Source organism: Halomonas campaniensis (assembly GCF_014193375.1).
Taxonomy (GTDB): domain Bacteria; phylum Pseudomonadota; class Gammaproteobacteria; order Pseudomonadales; family Halomonadaceae; genus Halomonas; species Halomonas campaniensis.
Genome location: NZ_JACHZF010000031.1, coordinates 18,229 through 39,283, shown reverse-complemented (window position 1 = coordinate 39,283; position 21,055 = coordinate 18,229). Strand labels below are relative to the sequence as shown.

At 70.2% G+C, this 21,055-nt stretch carries 17 protein-coding genes; 4 read left to right on the top strand and 13 right to left on the bottom strand.

Features of this window, described 5'->3' with window-relative positions; all coding sequences use genetic code 11:
* The 4 genes from BDK63_RS18435 to BDK63_RS16495 form a co-directional block, all read right to left on the bottom strand.
* Nucleotides 1-403, bottom strand: a 403-nt coding sequence (locus tag BDK63_RS18435; protein ID WP_221202665.1) for a hypothetical protein, incomplete at its 3' end; no start/stop codon positions are given.
* Nucleotides 400-699, bottom strand: a complete 300-nt coding sequence (locus tag BDK63_RS16505) for a nucleotidyltransferase domain-containing protein (protein ID WP_183333961.1) — start codon at nt 697-699, stop codon at nt 400-402. The genes BDK63_RS16505 and BDK63_RS18435, both read right to left, overlap by 4 nt.
* Nucleotides 700-725: 26 nt before the next feature.
* The gene (gene lgt, locus BDK63_RS16500; RefSeq protein ID WP_183333960.1) at nt 726-1,514 is read right to left on the bottom strand and encodes a prolipoprotein diacylglyceryl transferase; all 789 of its coding nucleotides are present in this window, start codon (nt 1,512-1,514) and stop codon (nt 726-728) included.
* A gap of 49 nt (nt 1,515-1,563) precedes the next feature.
* On the bottom strand, nt 1,564-2,601 hold the full coding sequence (locus tag BDK63_RS16495) for a response regulator (RefSeq protein ID WP_183333955.1): 1,038 nt from the start codon (nt 2,599-2,601) through the stop codon (nt 1,564-1,566).
* 102 nt (nt 2,602-2,703) lie between these two features.
* Between BDK63_RS16495 and BDK63_RS16490 the strand changes: the two genes are divergently transcribed.
* A complete protein-coding gene (locus tag BDK63_RS16490) occupies nt 2,704-3,486 on the top strand; it encodes an NRDE family protein (RefSeq protein WP_183333953.1) in 783 nt (260 codons plus the stop codon).
* A 192-nt stretch (nt 3,487-3,678) separates the two neighbouring features.
* Here the strand turns inward: BDK63_RS16490 and ptsP are convergent, their stop codons facing one another.
* Together ptsP and BDK63_RS16480 are read right to left on the bottom strand one after the other, a co-directional pair.
* Entirely contained in the window at nt 3,679-5,937 is a 2,259-nt protein-coding gene (ptsP, locus tag BDK63_RS16485; RefSeq protein WP_183333952.1) for a phosphoenolpyruvate--protein phosphotransferase, read from the bottom strand.
* Nucleotides 5,938-6,062: 125 nt separating this feature from the next.
* Nucleotides 6,063-6,554, bottom strand: a complete 492-nt coding sequence (locus BDK63_RS16480) for an RNA pyrophosphohydrolase (RefSeq protein WP_183333950.1) — start codon at nt 6,552-6,554, stop codon at nt 6,063-6,065.
* Between the two features lie 205 nt (nt 6,555-6,759).
* Here BDK63_RS16480 and BDK63_RS16475 point away from each other — a divergent pair, with 205 nt between their 5' ends.
* On the top strand, nt 6,760-7,416 hold the full coding sequence (locus tag BDK63_RS16475; protein WP_183333948.1) for a histidinol-phosphatase: 657 nt from the start codon (nt 6,760-6,762) through the stop codon (nt 7,414-7,416).
* Nucleotides 7,417-7,630: 214 nt separating this feature from the next.
* On the opposite strand, the gene BDK63_RS16470 is transcribed toward BDK63_RS16475, so the two are convergent.
* The gene (locus BDK63_RS16470) at nt 7,631-8,608 is read right to left on the bottom strand and encodes a malate dehydrogenase (RefSeq protein WP_183333944.1); all 978 of its coding nucleotides are present in this window, start codon (nt 8,606-8,608) and stop codon (nt 7,631-7,633) included.
* A 187-nt stretch (nt 8,609-8,795) separates the two neighbouring features.
* Here BDK63_RS16470 and BDK63_RS16465 point away from each other — a divergent pair, with 187 nt between their 5' ends.
* Together BDK63_RS16465 and BDK63_RS16460 are read left to right on the top strand one after the other, a co-directional pair.
* Entirely contained in the window at nt 8,796-9,947 is a 1,152-nt protein-coding gene (locus BDK63_RS16465) for an efflux RND transporter periplasmic adaptor subunit (protein WP_183333942.1), read from the top strand.
* Nucleotide 9,948: 1 nt separating this feature from the next.
* On the top strand, nt 9,949-13,035 hold the full coding sequence (locus tag BDK63_RS16460; protein WP_183333940.1) for an efflux RND transporter permease subunit: 3,087 nt from the start codon (nt 9,949-9,951) through the stop codon (nt 13,033-13,035).
* Nucleotides 13,036-13,053: 18 nt separating this feature from the next.
* Here the strand turns inward: BDK63_RS16460 and rsd are convergent, their stop codons facing one another.
* The 6 genes from rsd to BDK63_RS16430 form a co-directional block, all read right to left on the bottom strand.
* Nucleotides 13,054-13,560, bottom strand: a complete 507-nt coding sequence (rsd, locus tag BDK63_RS16455) for a sigma D regulator (protein ID WP_183333939.1) — start codon at nt 13,558-13,560, stop codon at nt 13,054-13,056.
* Between the two features lie 107 nt (nt 13,561-13,667).
* A complete protein-coding gene (locus tag BDK63_RS16450; protein WP_183333937.1) occupies nt 13,668-14,186 on the bottom strand; it encodes a disulfide bond formation protein B in 519 nt (172 codons plus the stop codon).
* Nucleotides 14,183-15,793, bottom strand: a complete 1,611-nt coding sequence (gshA, locus tag BDK63_RS16445) for a glutamate--cysteine ligase (protein WP_183333935.1) — start codon at nt 15,791-15,793, stop codon at nt 14,183-14,185. The genes BDK63_RS16450 and gshA overlap by 4 nt, the downstream gene beginning before the upstream one ends.
* A gap of 130 nt (nt 15,794-15,923) precedes the next feature.
* Nucleotides 15,924-18,305 (bottom strand): Tex family protein, encoded by a 2,382-nt coding sequence (locus BDK63_RS16440; protein ID WP_183333933.1) that lies wholly within the window; start codon nt 18,303-18,305, stop codon nt 15,924-15,926.
* A gap of 329 nt (nt 18,306-18,634) precedes the next feature.
* Nucleotides 18,635-19,132, bottom strand: a complete 498-nt coding sequence (msrB, locus tag BDK63_RS16435) for a peptide-methionine (R)-S-oxide reductase MsrB (protein WP_183333932.1) — start codon at nt 19,130-19,132, stop codon at nt 18,635-18,637.
* A 101-nt stretch (nt 19,133-19,233) separates the two neighbouring features.
* Nucleotides 19,234-20,790 carry a phosphoenolpyruvate carboxykinase gene (locus BDK63_RS16430; RefSeq protein ID WP_183333930.1) on the bottom strand — a complete coding sequence of 519 codons (1,557 nt, stop codon included), beginning with the start codon at nt 20,788-20,790 and terminating at the stop codon, nt 19,234-19,236.
* Nucleotides 20,791-21,055: the final 265 nt, after the last annotated feature.

Below are 21,055 nucleotides of genomic sequence, written 5' to 3'. Positions count from 1 at the left end.
TGGCTGAACCCGGACCAGGAAGACCCGCTGGTTCAACGCGATCAGCGATTAGAAGCCGCCTGATTCCAGGTTCCAACAATCTTGACAGGCATCGCAGACGCTCCGCACGGTTGAGGTTCTCGATCTGGCTACCGGTTCGTTCCGCCAGGCTCTGCAGCCAGCGTGGGATCAGCTTGTCGGCAATGGTGTCCTGCATGCGGCTGTAACGCGAGACGAAGGCCTCGAGCCGCACTGCCTCCTCCGGGCATTGATCGAGGGACGCCACCCAGTCGCTATCGAGTGAAGTACCGCTTTCAAACAGGGAGCGCCAGCTGTAGCTCAGGTGGCGTCCCTCTCGGCGAACGATCTCGAGCGTCCAGAGGAAGCGGTCGATCGGTAGGAGTGACTGCCTGCCGTCTGTCATAGCGTCTGCGCCGTTTCGCGTGCGTGGCGGTGAACCGGGTTCAGGGGAGTGGTGGGATCGACCACCAGGATATCGATGGGCTGATCACCGAGGCGAAGCTGAAGCCGTGCCGTGAGGGTCAGCATCTTGTCCATCTTGCCCTCGATCTCAAGGGGACTTTCCACCAGAAGGTCAATGTCCCCTCCTCTGGCGCCGTCATCCAGGCGCGAACCGAACAGCCTGACGCTTACCCCGCCGCCGAACACCTCGGCCGCTGAATGCTTGATGATTTCCACTTGCTCCGGCGTCAGTCGCATCGGACACCCTCGCGATGTATCGGTCTTTATATTCTGGCATCCACCGGCTGGCGGCGCGACCAGGCTATCAAGGCCAGGCCGGCGACGATCATCGGCAGGGTCAGCAGCATGCCCATGGTCACCCAGCCGAAGGCGATGAAGCCGAGATGGGCATCGGGCAGGCGCACGAACTCCACCGCGAAGCGGAACACGCCGTAGAGCAGCAGGAACAGGCCCGAGACCAGCCCGCGAGCGCGGGGCTTCGCCGAGACGAACCACAGCACCGCGAAGAGCACCGCCCCCTCCAGCAGCGCCTCGTAGAGCGCCGAGGGGTGGCGCGGCGCCGGCCCCATGCCGGGGAACGGCATGCCCCAGGGCAGTTCGGTGACGCGGCCCGGCAGCTCGCGGTTGATGAAGTTGCCGATGCGCCCGGCGCCCAGGCCGATCGGCACCAGGGGGGCGACGAAGTCGGTCAGGGTGAAGAAGGCCAGCCCCTTCTTCCTGGCGAACCACCAGCTGGCGAGCAGCACCCCGACCAGGCCGCCGTGGAAGCTCATGCCGCCATCCCAGACGCGGAAGATCCACAGCGGGTCGGCCAGCCACTGCCCCATGCCGTAGAAGAGCGCATAGCCGAGCCGCCCCCCCAGCACCACACCCAGGGCGGCGTAGAACAGCAGGTCGCCGATGTCATCGTGGGTGAGGCCGATGCGAGCCGCGCGGCGGCGGCCCAGCCACCAGGCGGCGACGAAGCCGACCACGTACATCAGGCCGTACCAGTGCACCTGGAAGGGGCCCAGGGAGATCGCCACGGGGTCGATATCGGGGTAGTTCAGCATTGCGGTTCCTTGGAAAGCAGGCGTGGGCCGGTGGGAGTCGGCCCGGTCATCAGGGGGCCTCGTGGCCGTCCACGGCGTCCGGCAGCCAGTGCCTGACCCGGTCGACCAGGGCCTGGGGGCGGTAGGGCTTGGCCAGGTAGTCGTCCAGGCCGGCGTCCTCGAAGCGGCGCCGGTCGTCGTCACTGGCGTTGGCGGTCAGCGCCACCAGCACGCAGCGCCGGCCAGGATACCGGCTAGCCTCCTCCTCCCGCCAGCGGCGGCTGGTCTCCATGCCGTCCATGTCGGGCATGAAGATATCCATCAGCACCAGGTCGAAGGGAGCCCGCGCCAGGCAGGCCAGGGCCTCGGCACCGGAGGTAGCCGTGACGACCTCCAGGCCCTGCCGCTCCAGTACCTGGCGCGCCAGCATCAGGTTGACCGGCCCGTCGTCGACGATCAGCACCCGCGCGGGACGCAGGCGAGGGGCGGCGGCCTCGGTCTCGCCGCCGGAGAGGCCGGCCAGCAGCACCGAGAGGTCCCCCAGCCGCTCGCGCAGTTCGCGAACCAGGCGCTGGCCCTCCTCGGGGCTGGCCGGATAGCCCTCCCGCTCCGCCACCTCGTCCAGCCGGGTCATCAGCGGCTGCAGCTCGCGCCCCAGCAGGGTCAGGTAGTCGGACTTGAGGCGAGACTCCTCCCGGGCGCGCTCGCGCCCGGCCATCAGGCGGTCGAGCCTCCGCTCGCGCTGGGCCAGGTCCTGCTCCAGGCCCTGCAGCCGGCGCCGGAGGGATTCGTCGCCGGCAGGCACCAGGTCACCGATGGACTGGATGGCGGCGGAGTCGCGCGTCGACCGAGGGGGTTCCGGGTCGACGTCGGGTGCCTGGCCGGCGCCGTCGGCCGCGGGCTGACGGCGCAGGAAGAGCACGACGACCAGCAGGTTGAGGCTCGCGGCCACCAGCAACGCCGGCAGTGCCACGGCCGCCGCGCCGGACGCGAGCAGCGCGACCAGCAGCCCGGCCGCCAGCAGTCCGCCCTGGACCAGCAGCGCGGCCTGGCAGATCGGGCGGAGGCGCCAGGTGGCTGGCGCCCTCCGGGGGGATTCGACTCGCATGGTCATCCTTGGGCAGCGACGAGGTTGACGGTCGAGTGTACGACGACGCAACGCCGCTGTCATGGAGGGGACAAGCCGGCGCCCAGGCGTTAAGCTGCCCGGATGTGCCTGATTGCCTTCGATCACCGCCCCGGCAGCGACTGGCCGCTGCGCCTGGTGGCCAACCGCGACGAATTCCACGCCCGCCCGGCCGCCTCGCTGGCGGCCTGGGAGGATGCCCCCGATATCGTCGGCGGCCGCGACCTGGAGGCCGGCGGCACCTGGCTGGCCGTGCATCGCCGGGGCCGCTTCGCCGCGGTGACCAACGTGCGCGACCCGCGCCTCAAGGTGCCCGCCGGTGCGCCGAGCCGGGGGGCGCTAGTGCGCGAGGCCCTCGAGCGCGACGACCTGACGGCCTGGCTGGACCGCCTGGCCGGCGGCGAGGGGCTGCACTATGCGGGCTTCAACCTGCTGGCCGGAGACGGCGAGCGCCTGTGGCACCTGCACCGGGGCCTCGACGGCCTGTCGCTCAGGGCCGTGGCGCCCGGCCTGCACGGCCTCTCCAACGCCAGCCTGAACACCCCCTGGCCCAAGCTGATCGCCGTGCGCCAGGGGCTCACCGGCAGCCTGCGCCACGGGCGCTGGCCCGGAGATGCCCTGGCGGTGATGGCGGATCCCCACCCCGCCGACGACGACCGGCTGCCGGAGACCGGCGTGGGCCTGGAGATGGAGCGCCGGCTCTCCTCGCCCTTCATCGTCGGCGAGCAGTACGGCACCCGCGCCATGACCTGGCTGGCCTGGCAGGCCAGCGGGCGGATCGAGATCGGGGAGCGGCGCTTCGGGCCGAACGGGGTGGCGCTGGGGGAGAGCGTGGAGCGCCTGATGACGGCACCCGCCTCGATGTAGGAGGCCACGGTCCGACGCTTCGGCTCTGTTGGGCAACTGGAGGCCTGGGGCCTCACTGCGGCAGGCTACCCAGGGTTAGCGACACCACCAGGCGCCTGACGGCGCCGGTCGCGCAGCAGAGCTGCCCTCCTACAAGGCAAGCCACCCACGCCAGCAGCACCTGCGGCGCCAGTCGCCGGGCGATGCTGCCCGTCAATCCCGCGGCGGCAGCAGGTGGGCGAGGTCCCAGCCGTCGAGACGCTGCGCCAGGTGGCGGCGCACGTCCGCGGGGGAGTCGAGACGGAGGGTCTCCTGGACCAGCTCGCGGGCGCCCTGCAGGGGCACCCGGCGAATGGCGGCGCGTACCCGCGGCAGGCTGGGCGCGTTCATGGAGAGGGCGTTGAAGCCCATGCCCATCAGCAGCAGGGCGCCGGCCGGGTCCCCGGCCAGCTCGCCGCACACCGAGATCGGCATCTTGAGGCGCTCGGCATCCACGGCCAGCTTCGCCATGGCGGAGAGCACCGCCGGGTGGCAGGCGTCGTAGAGGTCGGCCACCCGCGGGTTGTTGCGATCCACCGCCAGCAGGTACTGGGTCAGGTCGTTGCTGCCCACCGAGAAGAAGTCGGCGCGCCGGGCCAGGGCATCGAGCTGGTAGAGGGTCGCCGGCACCTCCAGCATCACCCCGACCCTGGGCCGCCCCACCTTGACCCCCTCCTCGCCCAGCTCGAGGATCGCGCGGTCGAGCAGGCGCAGGGCGTCGTCGACCTCGTCGACGTTGGTCACCATGGGCAGCAGCACCTGGAGGTTGTCGAGCCCCTGGGAGGCGCGCAGCATGGCGCGCAGCTGCACCATCAGCACCTCGGGGTGGTCGAGGGTGACGCGGATGCCGCGCCAGCCGAGGAAGGGGTTGGCCTCCTCGATGGGGAAGTAGGGCAGGTCCTTGTCGCCGCCGATGTCCAGGGTGCGCATCACCACCGGCAGCGGCGAGAAGCTCTCGAGCTGGTCCCGGTAGAGCCGCGTCTGCTCCTGCTCGCCGGGAAAGCGCTCGGTGATCATGAAGGGGACCTCGGTGCGGTAGAGCCCCACGCCGCTGATCCGGCTCTTCAGCGAGGCCACGGCATCCACCGCCAGGCCGGTGTTGACCATCAGCGGCATGTCGTGGCCGTCCGGGGTCCGGCTCGGCAGGTCCTGCTCGTGCTCCAGCATCTCGGCCAGGGCACGCTCCTCGGCGATCAGCCCCTGGTAGTGGCTCTCCAGCTCCTGGTTGGGCCGCACGAAGAGCCGCCCGCGGTGGCCATCCAGGATCACCCGGGAGCCGGAGAGCCGCGGCAGCGGCAGGTCGACCATCCCCGAGACCGTGGGAATGCCCATGGCGCGGGCGATGATCGCCACGTGGGAGGTGCTGGAGCCGCGCACCGACACCAGGCCGGCGAGCTTGTCGCGGGGCACCTCGCCGAGCATCGCCACGCTGATCTCGTCGCCCACCAGGATGGTGCTGTCGGGGTAGACCTCCGGGGTCTGGGGCGTCTCCTCCTGCAGGTGGGCGAGCACGCGCCGGCCCAGGTCGCGCACGTCGGCCGCCCGCTCGCGCAGGTAGTCGTCGTCGACCCGCTCCAGGTACTGCACGTGGCGCCGCACCACATCGGCCAGCGCGCCGGGCGCCCACTGGCCCTCGCGGATGCGCTTGACCACCTCCTGGGAGAGCGCCGCCTCGCCGAGCATCTGCTGATAGACCTCGAACAGCGCCAGCTCCTGGGCCGAGATGCGGCTGGCCAGGCGCTCGCCGGCGGCACGGATCTCCTCGCGCACGCGACCGATCGCCTCCTTGAGGCGGGTGATCTCGTACTCCACGTCGGTGGGAATCAGGTCCGGCACGCTGTCGAGGTCGGCCGGCATGGCGATCACCACCGCCTCGCCGATGGCCATGCCCGGCGAGGCGGCCACGCCCTTGAACTGCACCTGGCCCTCGAGGCTCGGCCGGGTGAGGTTGCCGGTGGCCAGGGCGTGGGCCAGCACGCCGGCCAGCTGGGCCGCCATGGTGACCAGGAAGGCCTCGTCCTCCTCCCCGTAGCGGCGCTTCTCCGACTGCTGCACCACCAGCACGCCGAGCATGCGGCGCTGGTGAATGATCGGCACGCCGAGGAAGCTCGAGTAGCGCTCCTCGCCGGTGGCCTCGAAGTAGCGGAACTGCGGGTGCGCCTGGGCGTCCTCGAGGTTGAGGGGCTCCTCGCGGCTTGCCACCAGGCCGACCAGGCCCTCGCCGATGGGCAGCGAGACCTGGCCCACCGCCTGGGTGCGCAGGCCGATGGTCTCCATCAGCACCAGCTGGTCGAGCTCGGCGTCGAAGAGGTAGAAGGAACAGACGTCGGTGTGCATCGCCTTGCGGATGCGGCGCACCATGGTGGACAGGGCCGCGTCCAGGTTGCGGGCCCCGTTGACTTCCTGTGTGATGCGTCGCAAGACCTCGAGCATGGGCGTACTGTCGTCCGTTCGTTGTTATCGGTTGTCTCCGGCGGAGCCGCTTCCTGTCGGACCCGCCTCCGGTGCCGGTGTTCCGGCCCGGCCCCTGCCGACCGCCGGGGAAAGTCCCGGCGGCCTCAGCCGAAGCCCAGCGCCAGGCGCTGGGCCCGCGGCGAGAGCTCGCGCAGGGCCCGACGGTAGACCTCGCGCTTGAAGGGCACCACCTGGGCCAGCGGATACCAGTAGCTGACCCAGCGCCAGCCGTCGAATTCCGGCGTCGGCGTGCCATCCATGCAGATGCGACTCTCCTGGCAGCGGATACGCAGCAGGAACCACTTCTGTTTCTGGCCGACACACACCGGCCTCGAATGGGTACGAATCATGCGTCGCGGCAGGCGGTAGCGCAGCCACCCCCGGGTGCAGGCAAGGACCTCGACATCATCGGCGGTGAGGCCGATCTCCTCGTAGAGTTCGCGAAAAAGTGCCTGTTTCGGTGTCTCGTTCGCCTTGATGCCTCCCTGGGGAAACTGCCACGCATTCTGCCCAACCCGACGCGCCCAGAGCAGCTGCCCCTGGTCGTTGGCGATGATGATGCCAACGTTGGGGCGAAAGCCGTCAGCGTCGATCACGGACTTCACCTTATGAATCCAGAATGGGGTCCATTCTTCCACAAGGCCGTGAAGCGCATCAATACGACATCTGGGCCAGGCCGCGGCGTGCGGCGGCCCCGTCGCCGGGCGACGACGGCAATCGCTCGAAGCCGGCGGCCCGTTCTGCCATAATCGCCGACTTTCGACCCTGACCGCGCCATCAGACAATCAATGGGGAGTTGCCGTGAGCCTGGCCATCTTCGACCTGGACAACACGCTGCTGTCGATCGACAGCGATCACGCCTGGGGCGAGTTCCTGCTCGAGCAGGGCGCCGTCGACCCGGTGGCCTACCGCGAGGCCAATGATCGCTTCCTGGCCGACTACGAGGCGGGCACCCTCGACATCCACGCCTTCCTGGAGGTGGCCCTGAGGCCGCTGGCGGAGAACAGCCCCGAGCAGCTCGCCGCCTGGCACCAGCAGTTCATGGCCAGCAAGATCGAGCCGCACATCCTGGCCAAGGGCGAGGAGCTGGTGGCCCGCCATCGCACCCGCGGCGACACCCTGATGATCGTCACCGCCACCAATCGCTTCATCACCGGGCCCATCGCCGAGCGCCTGGGCGTCGATCACCTGATCGCCGTGGAGCCCGAGGTCGTCGACGGCCGCTATACCGGCAGGGTGACCGGTACTCCCAGCTACCGCGAGGGCAAGGTCACGCGCCTGGAGCAGTGGCTGGCCGACAAGGAGCTGACCCTGGACGATTCCTGGTTCTACAGCGACTCCCACAACGACATTCCCCTGCTGGAGATCGTCGAACACCCGGTGGCGGTGGATCCGGATCCCTCACTGCGCGAGGTGGCCGAGGCCCGCGGCTGGCGGATCATCAGCCTGCGCGATTGACCCGGCCTTCGGCCGGACCGAAACCATCAGCTAATAAACAGCAAAGGCCCCGGTGGATAGCTATCCAACGGGGCCTTTCTTGTAGGAGGCCGGGGTCCCCGGGCGACTGGCGCCGTCAGGCGCCTGGCGGTGTTACTGGTCTTGAAGTACACGTCCAGGAGGCCTGCGGCCTCCCGTCGCGATGCGGAGCATCCCTCCTACACCAGAACCAGGCTTAGCCCAGCAGGTGCTCGACGGCGGCGCGCTCTTCACGCAGCTCGTCTTCGGTGGCCTTCATCTTCTGCTGGCTGAAGTCGTCCAGCGAGAGGCCCTGAACGATCTCGTACTTGCCGCCCTGGCAGGTCACCGGGTAGGAGTAGATGATGCCCGGCTCCACGCCGTAGCTGCCGTCGGCAGGGATCGCCATGCTGACGATCTTGCCGTCGGTGCCCAGCGCCCAGTCGCGCATGTGATCGATGGCGGAAGAGGCCGCGGAGGCCGCGGAGGAGGCGCCGCGGGCCTTGATGATCGCCGCACCGCGCTGCTGCACGTCGGGGATGAAGGTGTTCTCGTACCAGTCACGCTCCACCAGCTCGGCCGCCGGCTTGCCGGCCACCTGGCAATGGGCGATGTCGGGGTACTGGGTGGCACTGTGGTTGCCCCAGATGATCATGCTCTCGACGTCGGTGACGTGCTTGCCGGTCTTCTGGGCCAGCTGAGTCAGGGCGCGGTTGTGGTCCAGGCGGGTCATGGCGGTGAACTGCTTGGGATCCAGGTCCGGCGCGTTGCAGGAGGCGATCAGGGCATTGGTGTTGGCCGGGTTGCCCACCACCAGCACCTTGACGTCGCGGCTGGCGTTGTCGTTCAGGGCCTTGCCCTGGACAGAGAAGATGGCCGCGTTGGCTTCCAGCAGGTCCTTGCGCTCCATGCCCGGGCCGCGCGGACGGGCGCCGACCAGCAGGGCGAAGTCGGCATCCTTGAAAGCGACGTTGGCGTCATCGGTGGCGACGATCTCCTGCACCAGCGGGAAGGCGCAGTCGTTGAGCTCCATCACCACGCCGTTCAGGGCCTCCATGGCCGGAGTGATCTCGAGCAGCTGCAGGATGACCGGCTGGTCCTTGCCCAGCATGTCGCCGGAGGCGATGCGGAAGGCGAGGGAGTAGCTGATCTGGCCGGCAGCGCCGGTGATGGCAATACGAACGGGCTCTTTCATGGTGGCTCCTTGGGTTGTCAACGCGCGGGTTGTCGCCGTGAGGATGGGCCGGGCGGACGGATCATCCGCCCTGGCCGGCAATCGAACCGCCAGAATGTTATGCCTGCAGTGCACAAAACTCAATGCGACGTAGGACGAGGCCGGAATGCTATGCTGGCACTTCATGCCTGCTGATGGACCACACCGCATGACGCGTCGCCGCCTCCCTCCCCTGCCGCCCCTGCTGGCCATCGGCCTGACCCTGCTGCTGCTGCTGTGGCTCGCCATGGGCGACCTGGACCGCTTCCGCGACGCTCCCCCGACGGCCGGCGAGTCCGAGCCGGCCGTGCCGCCCCGGGTCGAGGTGGCGACGCTGACCGCCGAGGCCCACACGCCCACCCTGGTGCTGCAGGGGCAGCTGGAGGCCTTCCGGGAACTCGAGCTGCGGGCCCGCCAGGCCGGCCGGGTGGCGGCGCTGCCCGTGGCCCTCGGCGGGCGGGTCGAAGCGGGAGACGTGCTCCTCGAGCTCGAGCCGGATGCCCTCCCCGAGCGGCTGGCCCAGGCCGAGGCGGAGCTCGCCCTGGCCCGGGCGGAGCTGGCCGGTGCCGACGACCTGCGCCGCCGCGAGCTGATCTCCCACCCCGACTACCTCCGCCTGCAGGGCGGCGTCGCCCGCGCCGTGGCCGAGGTGGCCAGCCTGCGCCGCCAGCGGGACGACACCCGCCCCACCGCCCCCTTCGCCGGCGTGCTCGACCGCCTCGACGCGGAGCTCGGCGAGCTGGTGCAGGTCGGCGAGGCCTGGGGACGGCTGGTCGACGACTCGCGGCTGGTCGCCACCGCCTCGGCACCCCAGCGGGACGCCCTCGCGCTGGGCCCGGGCCTGCCCGTCGAGCTGGAGCTGCTGGACGGTACGCGGCTGCCCGGCGAAGTGAGCCACGTCGCCAGCCGGGCCGAGGATGCCACCCGCAGCTTCGCGGTGGAGGCCACCCTGGACAATCCCGAGCGTCGCCGCCTGGCCGGCGCCAGTGCCACCCTGCGCATCGCGCTGCCGGAGCGCCGGGTCCACCGCCTCTCGCCGGCCCTGCTCGAGCTGGATGACGAGGGGCGGCTGGCGGTCAAGCACCTGGTCGAGGACGACCGGGTGGCACAGAGCCCGGTGCAGCTGGTGGACGCCGACGCCCGCGAGGCGCGGGTGGCCGGCCTCCCCGAGCGGGTCCGGCTGATCACCCTGGGCGGCGGCTTCGTCGCGCCCGGCGAGCGCGTCACCGCGGTGCCGGTCGCCGCCGACGAGGGACAGGGCGAGGCCCGGCTCCCCGGCGCCCCGCCCGTGCCGGCCGCCGACGCCGCGGAGCCGCGCTGAGATGCGCGCCCTGATCGAGGCGGCGCTGGACCGCTCGCGCACCACCCTGCTGCTGCTGGTCGCGCTGCTGCTGGCGGGCCTGGCCGCCTGGCAGGCGGTGCCCAAGGAGGCCAACCCCGACGTCACCATCCCGATCATCTATGTCTCGCTGTCGCTGGAGGGGGTGAGCCCCGAGGATGGCGAGCGGCTGCTGGTGCGGCCCATGGAGCAGGAGCTGCGCCGCATCGAGGGGGTGCGCAAGATGACCTCCCAGGCCAGCGAAGGCCATGCCGCGGTGACCCTGGAGTTCGACGCCGGCTTCGACCCCGACCAGGCGCTCACCGATGTGCGCGAGAGCGTCGACATCGCCCGCGCCGAACTGCCCCAGGAGGCCGACGAGCCGAGGGTCTTGGAGGTCAACGTCGGGCTCTTCCCGGTGCTCTCCATCGGCGTGTCGGGCCAGCTGGACGAGTCCCGGCGCCTGGCCGTGGTGCGGCGCCTCAAGGAGGAGATCGAGGGCATCGCCGAGGTGCTGGAGGTGGACATCGGCGGCGACCGCGAGGACCTTCTCGAGATCGTCGTCGACCCGCTGGTGCTGGACAGCTACGGCGTCGACTTCGACAGCCTGTTCACCCTGGTCAGCCGAAACAACCGCCTGGTGGCCGCCGGCAGCCTGGACACCGGGGCCGGCCGCATGGCCCTCAAGGTGCCCGGGGTGATCGAGCGCCTCGAGGACGTGATGGCCATGCCGGTGAAGGTGGACGGCGACCGGGTGGTGAGCTTCGGCGACGTGGCCTGGATCCGCCCCACCTACAAGGACCCGGACGGCTTCGCCCGCATCGACGGCCAGCCGGCGCTGGTGCTGGAAATCTCCAAGCGCGCCGGGGCCAACATCATCGCCACCATCGCCCAGGTGCAGGGCCTGCTCGAGGAGGCCGGGGCGCTGATGCCCGAGGGGCTCGAGATCACCACCATCATGGACCAGTCCGAGATGGTGGAGGAGATGCTCGACGAGCTGCTCAACAACGTGCTCACCGCCGTGGCGCTGGTGCTGATCGTGATCCTGGCCGCCATGGGCCCGCGCAGCGCGCTGATGGTGGGGCTGACCATTCCCGGCGCCTTCCTCTCCGGCATCCTGCTGATCTGGACGATCGGCTACACCCTCAACATCGTGGTGCTGTTCGCGCTGATCCTGGTGGCCGGCATGCTGGTCGACGGCGCCATCGTGGTCAGCGAGCTGGCCGACCGCCACCTCCGCCAGGGCCAGCCACCCCGCGAGGCCTGGATCAACGCCGCGGCGCGCATGAGCTGGCCGGTGATCGCCTCCACCGCCACCACCCTGGCGGTGTTCATGCCGCTGCTGTTCTGGCCCGGCGTGGTCGGCGAGTTCATGAAGTACCTGCCGGCCACGGTGATCCTCTGCCTGCTGGCCTCGCTGGCCATGGCACTGGTCTTCCTGCCCACCCTGGGGGGCGTCTTCGGCGCCCGCGCGTCCCGCGCCAAGCACGACGACGAGCTGGTCACCGCCGGCGGGCGCCTCTACCGCGCCCTGCTCGCCCGCCTGCTGGCCTGGCCGGGCCTGACGCTGCTGGCCGCCCTGCTGCTGATGGCGCTGATCTACACCGGCTATGCCCGCTTCCACCACGGCGTGGACTTCTTCCCCGCGGTGGAACCGGACAGCGCCCAGGTGCTGGTGCGCGCCCGGGGCGACTTCTCCGCCGCGGAGAAGGACGCCGTGGTGCACCGGGTGGAGGCGCGCCTGTCCGGCATGAGCGAGGTGGAGGCGCTCTACGCCCGCTCCTTCGCCGTGCCCAACGAGCAGCTCGGCAGCGACGTGATCGGCGCGCTGCAGTTCCAGCTGATCGACTGGCAGCGGCGCCGCCCGGCCGAGCGGATCCTCGCCGAGATGGCCGAGCGCACCGCCGACCTGCCGGGCATCCGCCTGGAGTTCCGCGAGCAGGAGATGGGGCCCGGGGCCGGCAAGCCGATCGTGCTGGAGGTGAGCGGCCACGATGCCACGGCCACCGACCGGGCCGTGGATGGCCTGCGCGCGCTGATGGGCGAGCTGGGCGGCTTCCGCGACATCGAGGACAACCGCAGCCTGCCGGGGGTGGAGTGGCGGGTCGTGGTGGACCGCGAGGCCGCCGCGCGCTTCGGCACCGACGTGGCCAGCGTGGGCAGCGCCGTGCAGCTGATCACCACCGGCCTGCAGGTGGCCAGCTACCGCCCGGCCGGGGTCAACGACGAGGTGGATATCCGCGTGCGCCTGCCCGAGGGGTACCGCTCCCTGGACCAGCTGGGCCGCCTGACGCTGAACACCGCCCGGGGCCAGGTGCCGGTCTCGCACTTCGTGCGCCTGGAGCCGGCGCCCAAGGTGGGCACCCTGCACCGCATCGACGGACGCCGCGCCATCACCCTGGAAGCCGATGTGGCCCCGGGCCGCAGCGCCGACGAGCGGCTGCGGGCGCTGTTGGAGGCGGCGGGCACGCCGCCGGAGGGGGTGCTGGTGAACGTGGCCGGCGAGCAGGAGGACCAGCAGGAGGCGATGCGCTTCCTGAGCAGCGCCTTTCTGGTGGCCATCGGGCTGATGACGCTGATCCTGGTCACCCAGTTCAACAGCTTCTACCAGGCGGGGCTGGTGCTCTCGGCGATCGTCTTCTCCACCGCCGGGGTGTTGCTGGGGCTGCTGGTCAACGCCCAGCCGTTCGGCATTGTCATGGTGGGGATGGGCATCATCGCCCTGGCGGGGATCGTGGTGAACAACAACATCGTGCTGATCGACACCTACAACCAGCTGCGCGGCGAGGGACTCGAGGCCCGGGAGGCCGCCCTGGAAGCTGGCGGGCTGCGCCTGCGCCCGGTGCTGCTGACAGCGATCACCACCGTGCTGGGCCTTGCGCCCATGGTGCTGGGGATCAACGTCAACCTGTTCGCCCCGAGCCTGGGCCTCGGTGCCCCCTCGGCCCAGTGGTGGACGCAGCTCTCCAGCGCCATCGCCGGGGGCCTGACCTTCGCCACCGGCCTGACCCTGCTGCTGACGCCCTGCATGCTGGTGCTGGGCGGGCGCTTCGAGCGCCGTCGGCCCCGCCCGGCCCATGACCCGGCGTGACCGCTCAGGCGGATGACGTCACACCCGTGACTGGACCTCGGCCTCCTCGCGGGCGGCGTCGGGGGCGTGGGCGGCGTGTAGCCGGGAGATCAGCTGGTCCTCGAGGCTAAAGCGCTCGGTGAGGCCGCGGGCCAGCCGCTCGAGCCAGGCCGGCAGCCGGGCGATATTCTGGCGCACCCGGCCGGGGCTCTCGTACTCGCCGTCGAAGGCCAGCACCAGCTCGGTGGACATCTCCAGGCGCTCGAGCAGCCGGTCGGCGATGACCAGCGCCTGGTCGTCGCCGAAGGCATGGGCCTCCTCGCGCAGCTGCGGGTAGACCTCGAAGTGGCCGGCGCTGATGTAGTCCATCAGCAGCTCGCTGAAGGCGTCGATGCGCTCCTTGCTGACCGCCTCGAGTTCGGCGTCACAGGCTTCCTTGAGCTCGACGAAGTTGACCAGCAGCTCGCGTCGCCCGTCCAGCCAGCGGTCGATCAGCTGGTGCACGCCACCCCAGCGTTCCAGGGCGCTCTTGCAGTCTTCCAGCATGGGGAACCTCCGTTGCTCCATGGGGGCCGGTGGCAGGCAGCACCGAACCGTCAGGCCCCAGATTCCCCCCTGCCGTGGCGAGTGTCAATCCCTGCCCGGCCGCCGGCTCAGCCCCGCTCGCGGAAGGCCGTGAGCAGAAGGCCCAGCGGGGCCAGCGCCAGCACCACGAAGCCGATCAGGGTCCAGCCGGGCAGCGAGATGCCGAGCAGCAGGAAGTCGATCTCGGCGCACTCCCCGGAGCCCGAGAGCACCATGGCGACGACATCACGCCACGGCAGCAGCTCCATCATGTAGTCGAGGCCCGGCCCGCAGGTGGGCACCTCGTCCGGGGGGAGCGACTGCAGCCAGAGATGGCGCCAGGCCACGCCGATGCCGCCGGCCACGGCGGCCAGGCCAAGCGCCCCGTAGACCCCCGCCCCGACCCGCCCGGCAGGGTTGTGGATCGCCGCCACGGCGAACACCGCGGCGGCGGCGAGCACCGCCACCCGCTGGAAGATGCACAGCGGGCAGGGCTCTAGGCCACCGAGATGCTCGAGGCCCAGGGCCACGGCCATCATCAGCACACAGAAGGCCAGGCCGGCCAGGCTCCAGTGGCGCACCGAGAGCCGCGAGAGGGAAGCGGTCACGAGGTGGCCTCCTGGCCCAGCCGGGTCTCTCGGGCGCGGGCGAAGTAGCTTGCCAGGAAGTCGTCGAACGCCTCGAGATCGCCGTCCTCGATGTCCCCCTGCTGCTGGTGGGAAGTCTCGACGAGCTGGTCGAACAGCGCCTCGCGGGCGGGGTCCATGGGCTCGGCGCGCAGCCGGTCGGCCTGCTCCCGGGCGATGGCGAGCATGGCGTCGGAGAACTCCTCGCCGGTCTCGCGAAGCCGCGCCAGCAGCTGGCCGGAGGGGGTGAGCGAGGGGTCCGCCAGGCGCGGCGCCATGGCGGCCACGGCGTCGCGATGGGGCGTGCCCTCCTCGAGCAGGTCGAGCAGCTCGGCCACCCGGGTCATCTCGTCGAGGATCTCGCCGCCCCAGTCGGCCACGCTGCGCGGCGTGTCCCCCTGGCAGAGGCGCAGCGCCGGGTCGCGCCCGCGCTCCACCACCCGCCGGCGGTTGTCGTCGAGCCGGTCGCACTCCTCGTCGGGGATCCAGGGGCTCTCGGCGAGCAGGCACCACATCACGAAGGCATCCACGAAGCGGATCTGGGTCTCGTCGACCCCGAGGGTCAGCAGCGGGTTGAGGTCGAGGCAGCGCACCTCGATGTACTCGACGCCACGGGCCTCCAGCGCCTGGCTGGGGGTCTCGTCGTGGCGGGCCACCCGCTTGGGGCGGATGTCGCTGTAGTACTCGTTCTCGATCTGCAGGATGTTGGCGTTGAGCTGGCGCCACTCGCCGTCCCTCCGCACGCCCAGCGCCTCGTAGGCGGGCCAGGGGGTGGAGATGGCATGCCGCAGCGTATTCACGTAGTTGGAGAGCGAGTTGAAGCAGATCTTGAGCTGCGCCTGCACCTTGTTCTGGTAGCCGAGGTCGGACATGCGCAGGCTGGTGGCATGATCGGAGACCAGGGTCTCCTCGCCGTGGCGCTCGAGCTTCTCGGGCAACTCGCCGCCCGGCAGGAAGCTGCGATCCAGCGCCGGCGAGGCGCCGAACAGGTAGAGCAGCAGCCAGCTGTGGCGGCGAAAGTTGCGGATCAGGCCGAAGTAGCGCGACGAGCGGTAGTCGTTCATCGGCGTCGCCTCGGCGCCCTCGAGCTCGCGCAGCAGCGACCAGAGGTCGTCGGGCAGCGAGACGTTGTAGTGGACCCCGGCGATGGCCTGCATGATGCGCCCGTAGCGCACGTCCAGCCCCTTCCGGTAGACCCGCTTCATGGTCCCCACGTTGGAGGGGCCATAGTCGGCGATGGGCACGCTGTCGTTGCCGTCGAGGCGCGAGGGCATGCTGGCCGGCCAGATCAGCTCGTCGCCCAGCAGGCGATAGGTGAAGCGGTGCAGGTCACCGAGGAACGCCATGGCATCTTCCGGGCGGCAGTAGACCGGCGTGATGTACTCCAGCAGCGCCTCGGAATAGTCGGTGGTGATATGCGGATGGGTCAGCTTGGAACCCAGGGCGGCCGGGTGCGGCGTGGCGGCGATGCGCCCGGTGGGGTCGACGCGCAGCCCCTCCTTCTCGAGACCGCGGCGCAGCCGACTGAAGCGGCCCGCACGCGCGGGGCCCTCCAGGCGTGCGATAAGGCTGGCGAGTGAATCGGACAAGATGAACACCCCTTGTCTGGGAAGCGGTCACGAGCGACGCACTTCATCCTTGTGAGACGGGCGCCCGAGGCGCCCGTAAAGAGCAGATTATGGTACCTGGCGGCGGTGATTCAAAGGTCGGTCGGCGCCGTCAGCGCTTCCGCTTCGCCTCGAGCAGGGCGGCCCCCAGGGCGCCCATCTGGCCCGACTGCCCCCCGCCGCTGCCATTGCCGTTGCCGTTGCCGCGACCGTCGCCCTTGCGCGGCGGCTTGCCGCCCCGGGCCTGGCGCTCGCCGGCATTCCCTTCACGTCGGCGGCGGGGCGTCTCGCCCTCCTCGCCCGGCTGGTCATCCAGGCGCATGGAGAGGCCGATGCGGGCCCGCGGCAGGTCGACGCTCATCACCTTGACCCTGACGATGTCGCCGGCCTTGACCACGCTGCGCGGGTCCTCGACGAACCTGTCGGAGAGCGCCGAGATATGCACCAGGCCATCCTGGTGGACGCCGATGTCGACGAAGGCACCGAAGTGGGTGACGTTGGTGACACTGCCCTCGAGGATCATGCCGGGCTCCAGGTCCTTGAGGGTCTCGACGCCCTCGCGGAACTCGGCGGCCTTGAACTCCGGGCGCGGGTCGCGCCCCGGCTTGTCCAGCTCGGCGAGGATGTCGGTCACCGTGGGCACGCCGAAGCGCTCGTCGGCGAAGTCGGCGGGCCTGAGCGCCTTCAGCGTGGCGCTGTCGCCGATCAGGCTGGCCAGCCCTCGCCCGCTCCTCTCGGCGATGCGTTCCACCAGCGGGTAGGCCTCGGGGTGCACGGCGCTGGCGTCCAGGGGATTGTCACCGTTCATGATCCGCAGGAAGCCGGCGCACTGCTCGAAGGTTCGGGGTCCGAGGCGACTGACCTCGAGCAGCGCCTTGCGGCTGGTGAAGGCGCCTTCGGCGTTGCGCCGGGCGACGATGGCCTCGGCCAGGGCCGGGGAGAGGCCGGCCACCCGGGAGAGCAGTGCGCTCGACGCGGTGTTGAGGTCCACCCCCACGGCGTTGACGCAGTCCTCGATCACCGCCTCGAGGCTTCTCGACAGCTGCACCTGAGAGACGTCGTGCTGGTACTGGCCCACGCCGATGGACTTGGGCTCGATCTTGACCAGCTCGGCGAGCGGGTCCTGCAGGCGCCGGGCGATGGAGACCGCCCCGCGGATGGTGACGTCGAGATCCGGCAGCTCCCGGGAGGCGTACTCCGAGGCGGAGTAGACCGAGGCGCCCGCCTCGCTGACCATCACCTTGGCGAGCGCCCGCTTGCCAGCGAAGCGTTTCACCAGGTCGCCGGCCAGGCGGTCGGTCTCGCGGCTGGCGGTGCCGTTGCCCACGGCGATCAGCGCCACGTCGTGCTTCTCGACCAGCCGGGTCAGCTCGGCAAGCGACGCGTCCCAGGCGTTACGGGGGGCATGGGGGTAGATGGTGGCGTGGGCCAGGAACTGGCCGGTGGCGTCCACCACCGCCACCTTGCAGCCGGTGCGCAGGCCCGGGTCGATGGCCAGGGTCGCCTTCTGCCCCGCCGGCGCGGCCAGCAGCAGGTCCTTGAGGTTGGCGGCGAAGACCTCGATGGCCGCCTGCTCGGCGCGCTCGCGCAGCCGGCCCAGCAGCTCGGTCTCCAGGTGGGTGTAGAGCTTGACCCGCCAGGTCCAGCGCACCACGTCGCGCAGCCACCTGTCGGCGGCGCGCCCCTCGTCGCGAATCTCGAAATGCCTAGCGATGGCCACCTGGGCGGGATGGATCGGGGCCTCCTCCTCGCCGGGCAACCGGATGGCGAGCGTCAGCACGCCCTCGTTGCGGCCGCGGAACATGGCCAGCGCCCGGTGGGAGGGGGTCCTGGCCAGCTTCTCGTCGTGCTCGAAGTAGTCGGAGAACTTGGCGCCCTCGGCCTCCTTGCCCGGAATCACCCGGGCGCTGAGCTCGCCCTCCTGCCACAGCCGCTCGCGCAGGCTGCCCACCAGCTCGGGGTCCTCGGCGAAGCGCTCCATCAGGATCTGGCGGGCGCCATCCAGGGCCGCCTTGGCGTCCTCCACGGCGGGGGTGTCCCCCTCGGCGGCGCGAAGGTACTTCGCCGCCTCGGTTTCCGGGTCCAGGGTGGGGTCGGCCAGCAAGGCATCGGCCAGGGGCTCCAGGCCCGCCTCGCGGGCGATCTGGGCCTTGGTGCGGCGCTTCTTCTTGTAGGGCAGGTAGAGGTCTTCCAGGCGCTGCTTGGTGTCGGCGGCCTGGATCTGTCCGGCGAGCTCGGCGGTAAGCTTGCCCTGCTCGTCGATGGCGGCCAGTACCGCGGCGCGGCGCTCCTCCAGCTCGCGCAGGTAGCCGAGGCGTTCGTGGAGGTTGCGCAGCTGGGTGTCATCGAGCCCGCCGGTCACTTCCTTGCGGTAGCGGGCGATGAAGGGCACGGTGGCCCCGCCGTCGAGCAGCTCCACCGTGGCCGAGACCTGCTGAGGGCGAACGGAGAGCTCCTCGGCGAGGCGCGTGATGATGCGTTGGGTGGCGTCCATGTAAACCTTCGCTGATGCTCGAGAATCGATCGCGACAAGGTACCACAAGGCCGGCTTCTCCGGCAGCTTCGACGAGTGCCGGCGGAGCCGCCCGGGCGGGGTTGGCAGCCTTCAAAAATAGCTTCAGTCTTGAAGGCTTGGACTACCGCCGGAACACCGCATCGCCGAAATGTCGGACCACCAATAAATTGGGGCTCCCACCCGTCGTTACATGTCTGGGTGGCATGTAATAGGCCACAGGTGGTTCTGCTTCTGGTGGGAGCTGGGCTCTGCCCGGCGTTTGGCGGCGGAGCCGCCCGGCGAGGTTGGCACCGTCTTCCAGCTCCCGGCTATGCCGGGTAGAAGGTCAGCGCCAGGCCGTTGTTGCACCAGCGCAGGCCGGTGGGCTCGGGGCCGTCGCTGAACACGTGGCCCTGGTGGCCGCCGCAGCGGGCGCAGTGGTACTCGACCCGCGGCCAGACCAGGCTGAAGTCGAGCTGGCTCAGCAGGTGACCCTCCACGTGGTCGAAGAAGCTCGGCCAGCCGGTGCCGGAGTCGTACTTCATGGCGCTCTCGAAGAGGCGCAGGTCGCAGCCGGCACAGCGGTACTCGCCCTCGCGCCACTCCTTGTCCAGGGGGCTCGACCAGGGGGGCTCGGTGCCGTGGTCGCGCAGGATCTCGTATTGGGCGGGGGTGAGCCGCTCCCGCCACGCATCGCGGGAGAGCTCCAGGCGCTCGAGCCCCGGTGCGGCCTCGAGCGACAGGCGGGGAAAGCCGAAGGCGGCGCCGGGCAGCAGGGCCACCGCGCCGGTGGCGCCCGCCAGGCCCAGGAAGTGCCGTCGTTTCATTCTTCTTCTCCATCAGGGGACAGACAGCAGAACGGGGGAGCGGCGATGCCGCTCCCCCGTTCAGACCCCCGGTCGCACCGGGGGTTCGCCATGCGGCGCCTTCAGGTCAGGCTGGGGCCCGCCTTGACGATGGCCTCGCTGACGCCGTCAAACTTCTTGAAGTTGTCGACGAACTTGGCGGCCAGGTCCTTGAGCTGACGGTCGTAGGCGGCCGGATCCTCCCAGGTCCCGCGGGGATCGAGCAGGCGGGAGTCGACGCCGGGCACCGCGGTGGGCACTGCCAGGTTGAGGCCGTCGATCTGCCGGGTCTCGACGTCACGCAGCACGCCGGACTGGATGGCGCTGATGATGGCGCGGGTGGTGGGGATGGAGAAGCGCGCGCCGCCCTCGCCGTAGGCACCGCCGGTCCAGCCGGTGTTGACCAGGTAGACTTGGGCGTCCTTCTCCTCCACGCGCTTGATCAGCAGGTCGGCATACTCACGCGCCGGGCGCGGGAAGAAGGGGGCGCCGAAGCAGGTGGAGAAGGTGGCGGCGAGCCCCTCGGAGGAGCCCATCTCGGTGGAGCCGACCTTGGCGGTGTAGCCGGAGAGGAAGTGGTAGGCCGCGGCCTCCTTGGAAAGCACGGAGACCGGCGGCAGCACGCCGGACATGTCGCAGGTCAGGAAGACGATGGCGTTGGGCTCGCCGGCGCGGTTCTCGGGCACGCGCTTCTCGACATGCTCCAGCGGGTAGGCGGCGCGGGAGTTCTGGGTCAGGCTGTCGTCGGCGTAGTCCGGCTCGCGACGGTCGTCGAGGACCACGTTCTCCAGCACGGTGCCGAACTTGATGGCGTTCCAGATGACCGGCTCGTTCTTCTCGGAGAGGTCGATGCACTTGGCGTAGCAGCCGCCCTCGATGTTGAAGACGGTGCCCGGGCCCCAGGCGTGCTCGTCGTCACCGATCAGGTAGCGCGCCTGGTCGGCGGAGAGGGTGGTCTTGCCGGTGCCGGAGAGGCCGAAGAACAGGCAGGTCTCGCCGTCCTCGCCGACGTTGGCGGAGCAGTGCATCGGCAGCACGTCGAAGGCCGGCAGCAGGAAGTTCTGCACCGAGAACATGGCCTTCTTCATCTCGCCGGCGTAGCGCATGCCGGCGATCAGCACCTTCTTCTGGGCGAAGTTGATGATCACGGTGCCGTCGGAGTTGGTGCCGTCGCGGGCCGGGTCGCACTCGAAGCCGGCGGCGTTGAGGATGGTCCACTCCTCCTTGGCGGCGGGGTTGTACGCCTCGGGGCGCACGAACATGGTGCGGCCGAACAGGTTCTGCCAGGCGGTCTCGGTCTGCACGCGCACCGGCAGGTAGTACTCGGGGTCGCTGCCCACGTGCAGCTCGGAGACATAGTGCTCGCGGCCCAGCAGGTAGTCCTCGACACGGGCCCAGAGCGCATCGAACTTGTCGGCCTCGAAGGGGCGATTGACGCTGCCCCAGTCGATCTGGCCGCTGGTGGACGGCTCGTCGACGATGAAGCGGTCCTTGGGCGAACGACCGGTGCGCACGCCGGTGTTCACCACCAGGGCGCCGTTGGCGGCCAGGCGGCCCTCGCCGGTGGCCACCGAACGCTCGATGAGCTCGGCGCTGGTGAGGTTGACGTGGGCGTTGGTAGCGGCTTGGGGTGTGGTCATGTCGATTCCTGGGCCTTGCGGCCGATTCTCTCTCGTGTGCCGGGCGCCGGTGATGACGCAACGGGTGCCTGCCATCGATCGCCGCGTGCGGGTTTCCCGTCTTGTGATGAGGCGATCGAGCCGAAAAAACGGCGCCATTATGGCAAAAACCGCCCCCGCGGGGAACGCCGTTTTTGGGCGAAATTCATGTAGTTTTTCTACAACATGGCGCAATTTCACACCACGATGTCTTGTGCGCCGCAGCAATTGCTGTCGGGGCGCCTCG